The 10,776-nt window shown below is 58.5% G+C and carries 9 protein-coding genes and 1 tRNA gene; 9 read left to right on the forward strand and 1 reads right to left on the reverse strand.

Annotated features, from left to right (window positions below):
- From K8W16_RS02590 to K8W16_RS02600, 3 genes are all read left to right on the forward strand, one after another.
- On the forward strand, positions 1-948 hold a 948-nt coding region (locus tag K8W16_RS02590; protein ID WP_304120895.1), incomplete at its 5' end, for a tripartite tricarboxylate transporter substrate binding protein.
- Positions 949-1,010: 62 nt separating this feature from the next.
- Positions 1,011-1,403 (forward strand): tripartite tricarboxylate transporter TctB family protein, encoded by a 393-nt coding sequence (locus tag K8W16_RS12350; protein ID WP_369694452.1) that lies wholly within the window; start codon positions 1,011-1,013, stop codon positions 1,401-1,403.
- Positions 1,404-1,652: 249 nt separating this feature from the next.
- Positions 1,653-3,167 carry a tripartite tricarboxylate transporter permease gene (locus K8W16_RS02600; protein ID WP_304120897.1) on the forward strand — a complete coding sequence of 505 codons (1,515 nt, stop codon included), beginning with the start codon at positions 1,653-1,655 and terminating at the stop codon, positions 3,165-3,167.
- Positions 3,168-3,343: 176 nt separating this feature from the next.
- On the opposite strand, the gene K8W16_RS02605 is transcribed toward K8W16_RS02600, so the two are convergent.
- Positions 3,344-3,437, reverse strand: a tRNA-Sec gene (locus K8W16_RS02605).
- Between the two features lie 157 nt (positions 3,438-3,594).
- Between K8W16_RS02605 and K8W16_RS02610 the strand changes: the two genes are divergently transcribed.
- The 6 genes from K8W16_RS02610 to dnaJ form a co-directional block, all read left to right on the forward strand.
- Positions 3,595-4,302 (forward strand): Bax inhibitor-1/YccA family protein, encoded by a 708-nt coding sequence (locus K8W16_RS02610; RefSeq protein ID WP_304120898.1) that lies wholly within the window; start codon positions 3,595-3,597, stop codon positions 4,300-4,302.
- A gap of 168 nt (positions 4,303-4,470) precedes the next feature.
- Positions 4,471-4,743: a TIGR04076 family protein gene (locus K8W16_RS02615; RefSeq protein WP_304120899.1), complete on the forward strand. Its 273-nt coding sequence runs from the start codon at positions 4,471-4,473 to the stop codon at positions 4,741-4,743.
- A gap of 162 nt (positions 4,744-4,905) precedes the next feature.
- Positions 4,906-6,033 (forward strand): tetraacyldisaccharide 4'-kinase, encoded by a 1,128-nt coding sequence (gene lpxK / locus K8W16_RS02620; protein WP_304120900.1) that lies wholly within the window; start codon positions 4,906-4,908, stop codon positions 6,031-6,033.
- Between the two features lie 48 nt (positions 6,034-6,081).
- A complete protein-coding gene (gene rnr / locus K8W16_RS02625) occupies positions 6,082-9,234 on the forward strand; it encodes a ribonuclease R (protein ID WP_304120901.1) in 3,153 nt (1,050 codons plus the stop codon).
- A 215-nt stretch (positions 9,235-9,449) separates the two neighbouring features.
- Positions 9,450-9,686, forward strand: coding sequence for a DNA-directed RNA polymerase subunit omega (gene rpoZ, locus K8W16_RS02630; protein WP_304120903.1), 237 nt, complete (start codon positions 9,450-9,452; stop codon positions 9,684-9,686).
- Between the two features lie 23 nt (positions 9,687-9,709).
- On the forward strand, positions 9,710-10,776 hold a 1,067-nt coding region (gene dnaJ, locus K8W16_RS02635; RefSeq protein WP_304120904.1), incomplete at its 3' end, for a molecular chaperone DnaJ.

Genomic DNA, 10,776 nt, shown 5'->3' on the forward strand with positions numbered 1-10,776 from the left:
GTTGCCACCTGCTTCGCTATGGTTCAGCCTGCCTTTGCCGAATATCCGGATAAAAATATAAAAGTCATCGTTCCTTACAGCGCCGGCGGCGGTGTGGACGTTCCTGTGCGCATGATGGCGGATTTGGCCGGCCCGTATATCAACGGCCATAAGCTCATTGTGGAAAACATGCCCGCGGGCGGATCCATTGCGGGCAGCACGGCCGTGTTCAAGGCTCCTGCCGACGGCTATACAATGCTGGGTTATACGCCTACCACCATTATGGCCGCGCTGACCAGGCAGACTCCCTTCAAAGTGGATTCCTTCAAACCCATAGCGGCCTTCTGTCAGGATCCCACGGTCATCGTGGTGCGGGCCGACTCCCCCATCAAAGACCTCAAACAGTTCATGGACACGGCAAAGCAGCGTAAGATCATCATCAATATTTCCGCACCGGGCAACATTCCGCAGCTTGGGGGCATGCTGCTTGAAAAGCAGTTCAATGTGCAGTTCTCCTATGTGGTTGCCAAGAGCGGCGGCATGCAGATTACGCAGCTTCTCGGCGGCCATGTGGAAGCGGCGCTTCTGAGCCTTGGTGAAGCTTCCGTCAATATTGCCGCAGGCAAAGTCCGTTGCATAGGCATCATGTCCGACAAGAAGTATGAAGGCTTTGAAAACCTGACGCCTTTTTCCAGCATAGGCTTTTTCTATACGGGTATGAACGGCGAGCGTTCTTCGGAATGGGGCACAACTCGTGGTCTTGCCGTAAGAGCCGACACTCCTGACGACGTGGTGAAGAAGCTTGATGAAATTTTCGGTAAGGTCATAAACACCCCCGAATTCCAAGCCCGTATGCAGAAGGCCGGCTTCCCCTGTGTGTATATGAACAGCGAAACCTTCTCGCAGACCATGGATAACATTGCTCATACCTGCAGCTTCCTGCTCCAGGATCAGATCAAGGCAAACTGAGGTGAGCCATGGGCATATGGAAACAGGATGTCTTTATTTATCTTTTCTTCCTCATCATCAGCATGACCGTTATTGCGGTCGCCGTTCACTATCCTGATGGGGATAGGGAGTTTCCTCTGCTGATAGCCTCCTGCCTGGCCGTCAGTTCTGCGTTTCTTCTTGTCAAATCCTTTCTGAAAGAAGGAGCACCTCTTTCCTTTTCCCTGAAAAATTATCGGAAGATCGTTCTTCAGGTAGTGCTCATTATCGGTTTCTTTTTTCTTCTTCCCCGCGTCGGTTTCTTTATTTCCGCCGCACTGCTGAGCCTTCTTACCATTCTCAACGGGGGGTACCCACATAAAATCATTGCCGTACTGTTTTCCGTTATTTTCCCCGGCGTCATATTCTTCATTTTTCACATTCTTCTGGAAGTGCCTCTGCCTCCGTCCTTCGCCGGCCTTGGCATAGGACTGTAAGTCTTTTGAAAGGGCAGAGCCTGGGCATCCGCATGCCTTCAGGCTCTGCCCGCGAAGGGGCGGCTGTTCTGTGTTTTCGCCATTCCGTTTTTTCTGTTGCTTTTTCTGTGTGGCGAATACGCACTATGGCTTCACGACTCCTCCCCGGATGTTTCGGGAACACAAGCTCCCGCAGGGAAGAGGCCGTGGCACGGCCGACGTCCATCGCGTTTCAAATATGAAATGCTTCCATAGACAAAGGGATTAACCATGGAACAGATTTTTGCCGCCTTCGTCACGGTTCTGAGTCCAGAATTTTTTATCTGGCTGGTGCTCGGTGTTTTTCTGGGGCTGGTCGTCGGTGCCATTCCCGGGATCAATGACGTCATTGCCATTGCGGTTCTCATCCCCATCACCTTCAACCTTGATCCTGCCCAAGCCCTGCTTATGCTGGCCGGTCTGTACACCGCAGCCTGTTACGGAGGATCTTTTCCTGCTATCATGCTGCGTATCCCCGGAACGGCGTCCTCCATGGTCACAGTCATGGATGGATACCCCATGACGCTGAAGGGGGAGGGCGGGCTTGCTCTGGGCATATCCACCATAAGCTCGGTTCTCGGCGGGCTGTTCAGCGCCACCTGCCTTATGTTCTTTGCCCCCACGCTGGCAAGCTACGCACTGTATTTCGGTCCGGCGGAATATTTTTCTCTCGGCGTCCTCGGCCTTTCCACCGTTGCCGGTATGGCGGGCAAAAACGCGGCAAAAACTCTTGTTGCCTGCCTGATGGGTCTGTTGCTCTCCACGGTGGGCATGAGCCCGGAAAGCGGTTTTCCCCGTTTTGTAGGAAATTATTTTGAACTTCTTGAAGGTATCCCCTTCGTGGCGGCACTCATAGGCCTGTTCGGTGTTTCTTCCGGTTTTCAGCTTATGGAGAAACTTTCGAAAAATACCGGATCAACGGCGTCGGTCGGCGTTTCCCGCCTCAAGCTAGGCAGGACGTTCCCTTCGTTTTCACTTTTCCGCAGGATACTTCCCGTCATAGGTTCAAGCTCCCTTCTGGGGACCATCATCGGAATTCTGCCCGGCGCCGGTCAGGTCATGGCTATTTATATGTCTTACGATCTGGCCAAGGCACAGAATAAGGACAGGGAATTCGGCACCGGTGTGCCCGAAGGCGTTGCCGCTCCTGAAGCAGCCAACAACGCGGTGGTGGGTGGTTCCATGGTGCCGCTGCTTTCTCTGGGCGTTCCCGGCAACGGCACGTCGGCGCTCTTTCTCGGGGCGCTGATGATTCACGGCCTCCGCCCCGGCCCCACGCTGTTCTCCGATCCTTCCAATATTGCCTATGTCATCATTGTGGGCTTTTTCCTTTCCAACTTCCTTCTCGGCCCTATGGGGCTTTTCCTCGGGCGGGTCATTGCACGATTCGTGTTCGCCATTCCGGATGTCCTTCTGGGGGCGGCCATTGTGATTCTCTGTGTAACGGGTGCGTTCGCGGCGGGAAACAGCACGTTTTATATTCTTGTTGCGCTGTTTTTCGGCGTGTGCGGCTTTCTTATGGAGAAACTCGGCATTCCTCTGGCTCCGCTCATTCTGGCCCTTATTCTCGGCCCCATGATGGAAACAGGGTTCACCCAGAGCATGACCATTTCTGGGCATTCCTACGCTATTTTCGTTGAACAGCCCATTTCTCTCTGCATGCTGATTGTTTCCCTGGCATTCTGCCTTATTCCCCTGTTCGGCGCCATCCGCAGGCGGCACAGCCGGTATTTTGATATGCCCTGAAGTCGTTGCGGACATTCCCTCCATAGAGCCTGAACAGGCCTGAGAGGCTCTGTGTCCCAGGCCTCTGCCGAAAAGGAACGTCTGCCTCAGATAGGCGTGGAAGGCCCCCAGGAAAAGGATAACAGTAAAGCCCCACAAGGCGTTTGAAGCTTTATGGGGCTTTATGACGGTATTGCTGGCGGAAGCGTATAGGAGTCGAACCTACCTCAGACCTCTCAGCCTGACACTGGTTTTGAAGACCAGGCGCAACACCGGTTACGAGACGCCTCCGCCGCAAAAAATAGGAAAAAGAGGCGTTCCCGTCAAGCCTCGGCGGATTCTTCCCCTTTACCGGCTTGCATTATGGGTGAAGAAGCCTTATTGTCATACTGAATCCGCAGAGTTTTGCGGTAAACCAGGTTATCAACCCCTTCGGGAGGAAACTTTCATGAGCGATACTTCTCGCGACCAGGTGCAAAGTTACAGCCGCTCCAATGTCGCCGTTTACATGCAGCAGGTCTATCTGTGGATGACTGTGGCTTTGGGCGTCACCGCCTTCGCGGCTGTGTTCACCGCTTCCAACATGGCCATTATGCAGTTCCTGTTTACCAATACCATCATGATGATCCTGCTCATGGTAGGCGTCATCGGTCTTTCCATGTACATCACGGCCCGGATGCATGTTCTTTCCTCGGGTGCGGCCACCGGGCTTTTCCTGCTGTATTCCGCGCTTATGGGGGTATTCCTCGGACCGGTGCTTCTGGTGTACACCGGCGCTTCCGTGGCGCAGGCCTTCATAGTCACCGCCGGTATGTTCGGCGGCATGAGCGTGTTCGGCATGGTGACCAAGCGTGATCTTTCCGGCATGGGGAGCTTCCTCATGATGGGCCTGTGGGGCATCCTGCTGGCCAGTCTTGTGAACGCCTTCCTCGGCAATACCGCCGTGGATCTCACCATCAGCGTGCTCGGTGTGATCATTTTCACCGGCCTTACCGCCTTTGATACCCAGAAGCTCCGCATGATGGGCGAAAGCGCCCCTGTGGACGACAGCCTTGCCATGCGCCGCGGTGCTCTTCTCGGTGCGCTTACGCTGTACCTTGACTTCATCAACATGTTCCTCTTCCTGCTGCGTCTTTTCGGCAACCGCAACAGCTAAATACCAGGGGGCCGCAGAATTCTGCGGCCTTCTTCTCAGCCTTTCGGGGCCGGTGCAAGGCCGGCCTTTTTTTATCTGTATGTTCTTTGTGCGGAAGAGGCTCGCAGCGATGGGAAGGACGTCAGATTCATCTGCCTGGGACTATGGTACAGAGCGGCTCGGCCTCCTGTGAAGGCCGGGCAGGTATTTTATGCCGACTATGCGAAGCCGGAACACTTCTGCGATGAGGCGTGGAAGGCCGCTTATCAGTATGTGTTCGCGCTGGCTCACGGATCGGGGAAGGAACTTTTTTATTACGGCGACTGGATACGGACGCCGGGAGTGGCCATCTGCAGCTGTAACGACGGGCTTCGCCCTGTGATTTTCAAGCTGGAAAGTACGGACAGGGATTCCGTCCTCAACTATACGCCCATTCAGCGTCCGGAAGGCGGGCAAGGGTAGATGTTCGTTTTCGTACCCTGGCCGGACGGACGATTCCTTCGTTTCAAGCTTTTCTGGAACGGATTTTTGAGCCGCAGGATCATGCGGGAAATGTTTCGCCGGAACATTCCGGCGTGAAGGCTTGCTTTTCCAGACCTCCTTTCTGCTCCCGCCGGTGTTGCCATGGCGAAACGCCACCCTCTTCAGAATCTCCTTTTTCCGCTCCTTCTGCCGTTTTCCATGCTTTACGGACTGGGAGGGCTTTGCAGGCGTGCGCTTGCGCGGCGCGGTACGGCAAAAAGCTGGAAACCTTCGCGTCCTTGCGTGTCCGTGGGCAATATTTCCTGGGGGGGGACGGGCAAGACTCCGGTCACGGACTGGCTGCTCTCCCACGCGGAAAGGAAAGGCCTGCGCGCGGCCGTGCTTACCCGGGGCTATGGGGCGCGCCCTTCCTGCCTGCCGCTGCGCGTGGAAACGGGTATGGACGCTTCGGAATGTGGGGATGAGCCTCTCATGCTGGCTATGAGGCACCCCGGGGCCGTGGTCATGGTGGACCCTGACCGCAATCGTGCGGGCCGTCTTCTGGAAAGGGACTGCCCGCCGGACCTTTATCTGCTGGACGACGGGTTCCAGCATCTTTCCACCGGGCGGGACCTCGACCTTGTGCTTCTTGACAAGGATGACGTGCGTTTTCGTCCCGCACCGGGCCGCCCGCCTTCCAACTGGAACAGGATCATCCCCGCCGGAAGCTGGCGCGAACCTGTCTCTGCCCTGAACGACGCGGGAGCTTTCCTCATCAAGGCGGAACCTTCGGAATGGCCGGAACTTGTGCCCGCGTTGAAGGAGCGTCTCAGGGGCTTTCCCCGACCCGTGTTCGCCTTCTGCATGGAGCCTTCCGGCCTGCGTCCCGTGGGGGGATGTATGGATACGCCTCTTGTCGGGGCTTCGGCCGTGAAAGGGCCGTATGCCTTTCTCTGCGGCATAGGCGACCCTTCGCAGGCCCTGCATACGGTAGTGGCTTTTCTGGGCCGGGCGCCGGAAAAGGTGCTGGCTTTTCCTGACCATCACGACTTCAGCGGGGAGGCTGAATCACTCCGCTCCCTTGGCCTGCCTGTGGTCTGTACCGGCAAGGATTCCGTAAAACTGGCTTCCCTTTCCCTGCCGCTTCCCTGCTTTTCCCTGGAAGTGTCTGCCCGTTTTTTTGCTTCCCTGGGCGGGGGGGAAGATCCTGCTGCAGATTTTGAAACCTGGTGGGAAGCCTGGCTCGGCCGCCATGTTCCCTCGTGGAAGCCGGAGCCTGTCGCGCGCTGAATTTCGCCCTGTCTGCGGGTACAGCCTCGCATGGGCAAGGAATACAACATGAAAAAAAGAGTGGAACAGTTCGACGGAGAGCAGCTTTTCAGTCTGCTTGAAAAGGCGGGCCGCCCTCTGCGGCTCGACGATATCCTGCGTCTCGGCGCGTATTCGCGCAGGCTCAAGCGCGATATTCTGGAAGAGCTGCACGGCCTTGCCCGGGAGGGCGAGGTGGTGCGTCTTGAGGGCGGCAGTTTTGTGGTCGCCGGGAAATTGAAAACGCGGCGCGGCGTGCTTTCCGTGCAGCGTTCCGGCGCGGCATTCGTCACGCCGGAGGATGCCGCCGCAAGGGCGGGGCAGGATATTTATGTCGCTCCCGAGCATGTGGGCGACGCCTGGAACGGCGATCTTGTGGAAGTCATGCTTCTGCCCATGAAGCGCGGCGCACGCAGGGGGCAGGAAGGCCGGGTCGTCGCCGTGGTACGGCGCGGGCAGACGGAAATCGTGGCCCGCGTGTTGCGGGAAGGGGCTGCGGAACATACGGTTGTGTGCCGCCCTGCCGATGCCCGCCTCGGCTTTGACGTAATCGCCGATGTTTCCGCGCTGGAAAAGAATCCCGGGGAACAGGAACTTCTGCGTATCGCCATGGGGGAAAAGCTGGAGGAGGGCGGAAGCCGTCCCCTGTGGGCAGGCAAAGCCGTGGCATCCCTGGGCCTGGAGAACGACGCGGAGGTACAGGAGCGTTTCACCAAACTGAACAACGGGATTCCCATGGAGTTTCCCGACAATGTCGTTGCGGAAGCGGAGGCGGCAGCCCGGGGCGACGACAGGGCAGGCCTTGCCGACCTGCGCGGGGAAATGCTGGTCACCATAGACGGGGAAGATGCCCGCGATTTCGACGACGCCGTATGCGTATGCCGCACGGCGGAGGGCTGGCGGCTGCTTGTGGCTATTGCCGACGTGTCGTATTACGTCCGGCCGAGGACTGCGCTGGACAGGGAGGCCCGTGAACGGGGCAATTCCTACTATTTTCCCCTGTCCGTGGAACCCATGCTGCCGGAGGCGTTGTGCAACGGCGTGTGCAGCCTGCGGCCCCGCGAGGAGCGGCGCTGCATGGCCGTGGACATGGCGCTGGATGAGCAGGGAAACATGGTGGAGACGCGCTTTACCAATGCGGTGATGATATCCCGCGCGCGCCTGACATACCGTGAAGTGCAGGCGGCGCTGGATCATCCCGGAGGCGAAGCCGCTCTGGCTTTGGAGGAGCGTGCCCCGGGCGTGCCCGCCATGCTGGAGGATGCCGCGCGCCTGGCCGGGGTGCTCATGGAGCGCCGCCGCAGGCAGGGAGCTCTGGACTTCGACCTGCCGGAAGCGGAGTTCGTGGTGGAGCGGGAAGGGGAATCTTCCCGCGTGACCGGCATACACAATCGCGAACGGCTGTTCAGCCACCGCCTCATTGAGGCTTTCATGGTGCGCGCCAACGAGGCCGTGGCCGAATTCCTTGCCCGTCACAATGCGCCTTTCCTGTACCGCGTTCATCCCTCTCCCGGGCCGGACAGGCTGGAAGAGCTGTATCACGCCCTGCGCGGCACGGATGCCGATCTGCCTCTGCCCCGTGCGGCCAGGGCGGGTACGCCCGTATGGCTTCCCCATGTGCTGGAAGCGGCGGCGGGCACGGATCAGGCTTTTATCGTGAACCGCCTTGCCCTGCGTTCCATGATGCAGGCGCGGTATTCCCCGGAGGAAGACGGGCACTTCGGTCTCGCCTCAGCCTGCTACTGCCATTTCACCTCCCCCATACGGCGTTATGCCGACCTTGTGAACCATCGCGCTCTGCGCTATGTTCTCGGCCTCGATACAGGTGGGGCCATTCCCGCCGGGCACAAGCTTCTGGAAGTGGCGGAACAGTGCAACGGCAGGGAAAGGGCCGCCGCAGATGCGGAGCGGGAAATCAACAGGCGCATGGGCTGCCTTCTGCTGCAGGGGCGTACCGGGGAATATTTCGGGGGCGTCATCAGCGGGGTCATGAATTTCGGCTTTTTCGTGGAGCTGGACGGCATGCCTGTGGAGGGCATGGTGCGTGTGGAGACTCTGGGCCGGGATTATTATGTGTTTGATGAGGAAAGGCAGGAGCTTCGCGGAGAGCACAGCGGCGAAGTCTTCCGCCTGGGCCAGAGAGTGACGGTAAAACTTGCCGGCGTGCATGTCGGCCGACTGGAGATAGACTTGGAATATAAAAAGGAAGACGAGGAAGGGCGTCGTCCCTTCCGACGCAGGCGTGACGAGCGCGAACCGGGCAGCTTTGAAGGGAAGGAAGGCGGGGAGCGCCGCACGGGCCGCCGGGCCTTTGCCGGAAGGAAGGGCTTTCGCCCCCGCAGGGAAGAGAAGGAGCTGAAGCGCAGGCTCCGCTATGCCTCCGACCGGTGGGGGGAGGACGATTCCGACGAAGAGAGAAGGGATTTTCGCGGGCGTGAAGCCGGAGCGTGGCGCAGGGAGCGCCCTTTCCGGGGAGAAGAGAGGGAAGACGACGCGCCTTTTGCGCGCGGACATGGTTTTAAAAAGTCCTTCCGTCCTGGAAAGAAGCATTTTGAGCAGGAAGGTGATGTACCCTCCCGTGACGAAGGCCGCCCCTTCCGCAGAAGAGAGGAGCGCCCCGCCTTTGAAGAGGGCGGGGAACGCCGCTTCTCCCGCCGTGGCGGAGAAGAGAGGGCCTTCCGTCCAGAGCGTCCCCGTTTCCGCGAAGGGGAGAGTCGATTTGAGGAGGAAGAGTTTTCGCCCCGCGAAGGCCGTTCCTTCCGCCCCCGCAGGGGAGAGGTTCGCTTCGGCCGTGAGGACGGCCCTGCCCGTGAGGGAGGCCGTGGTGAACACCGCAGCCGTTTTGTCCGAGAGATGAGGGAAGAGGGGGATGCCCGTGGGGAACGCTCTTTCCGCAGGCATGAGGAGCACCCTTGTTTTGAAGAGAAGGGGGAGCGCCGCTTTTCCCGCCGTGGAGGGGAGGAGAGAAATTTCCGTCCGTCGCGTCCCCGTTTCGAAGAGGGGAAGAAGTCCCGCTTTCACGATGAGAAAGGAAGATCCTTCCATGAACATGATCCTCATGGTCGTCGTCCGGTTCGCGGGCATGAGGAAAGGGAAGCCTTCCATGGCGCTCCCGACGACTTTTTTGCCATAAAAACAGATCCGGAGAGCCCCGTGCACCGTTTCGGCAAGCGCAGGAAATAAGCCTCAGGGGCTGTCGGATCAGCTTTTCCCGCAGGGGGGGCTCCCCTTGCGGGACAGACGTTTAACATATTGACAATATATGGCGCATTAGATAAAAAAAATGGTTCGGCATCATGCCGAAGTTTTCTTTTCTCTTCGTGCTCCGGTCAGGGAGTGCACTTACATATTTCCGATATCACCCGGCTTGTTCCGGAGAAACTTCCTGGAGGCATTTCATGGCCCGTATTACCGTAGAAGATTGCCAGCGCCGCGTAGACAACCGTTTTCTGCTCGTGCAGATGGCTATCAAGCGTGTGCGTCAGTTCCGCGAAGGCTACGAACCTCTGGTGGACAGCAAGAACAAGGAAGTGGTGACGGCCCTGCGCGAAATCGCCGCCGGCAAGGTATTGCCCGAAGACAAGCGCTTCTATACCCCTGTGGAAGGCGAGTCTGCGCCCGATCTTGACGATTAAGCCCTGTTGTTCGGAACATTCCCATGAGCAAGCGCGATTATTACGAGATTCTGGGCGTCTCCCGGGATGCTTCGGAGGAGGAGATCAAGCACGCCTACCGCAAGCTGGCGCTCAAGTATCATCCCGACCATAACCCGGACAACCCCGAGGCGGAGCAGAAATTCAAGGAAGCCGCCGAAGCCTATGATGTCCTGCGCAATCCCGAACGCCGCGCCAATTACGACCGTTTCGGCACTGCCGAACCGGGTATGGGCGGTGCGGGTTTCAACAGCGCCGAGGATATTTTTGCTCAGTTCGGCGATGTTTTCGGCGACCTGTTCGGTTTCGGCTCAAGCCGTTCCCGCGGGCCGCGGCCCCAGCAGGGGGATGATCTGCGCTACAACCTGACCATTTCCTTCCGTGAAGCCGCCAAGGGCGTGGAAAAGGCTATCAAGATTCCTCGTCATGGGTCTTGCCCGGACTGCAACGGTTCCGGTGCGGCCAAGGGTTCTTCGAGGGAGACGTGCAAAAAGTGCGGCGGCAGCGGTCAGGTGGCCATACGCCAGGGCTTCATGCAGTTCGTGCAGCCATGTCCTGCCTGCCACGGGCGCGGGTTCACCATCCCCAAGCCCTGCCCCCGCTGCAAGGGCGAAGGCATTGTGGAAAACGTGCGCGAGCTTTCGGTGCGTATTCCTGCCGGCGTGTACGACGGAGCGCGCCTGCGCCTGCGCGGCGAAGGGGAAATGGGCGTGCATGGAGGGCCTCCCGGCGATCTGTATGTGGTGCTTCATGTGGAAGAAGACGAGATCTTCGAGCGCGAGGAGCAGGATCTCATCTACACCGCAACCATATCCTTCCCCCAGGCTGCTCTGGGTACACGCATACAGATTCCCAGCATCAATGAAGGGGAAACCTTGGATCTTGATATTCCCAAGGGTACGCAGAACGGAAAGGTTTTCCAGATTCGCGGCAAGGGGCTCAAATACCCCGGCGAAAAGCGTACCGGCGATCTGCTCATCCGCATCGTGGTGAAAACCCCCACCAAGCTTTCCGCCGAGCAGGAAAAGCTGCTGCGTGAATTTGAACGCCTTTCCGAGGAACAGAGCAAGTC

The sequence above is a fragment of the Mailhella massiliensis genome (genome assembly GCF_020741395.1).
In the GTDB taxonomy this organism is placed as follows: Bacteria; Desulfobacterota; Desulfovibrionia; order Desulfovibrionales; family Desulfovibrionaceae; genus Mailhella; species Mailhella massiliensis_A.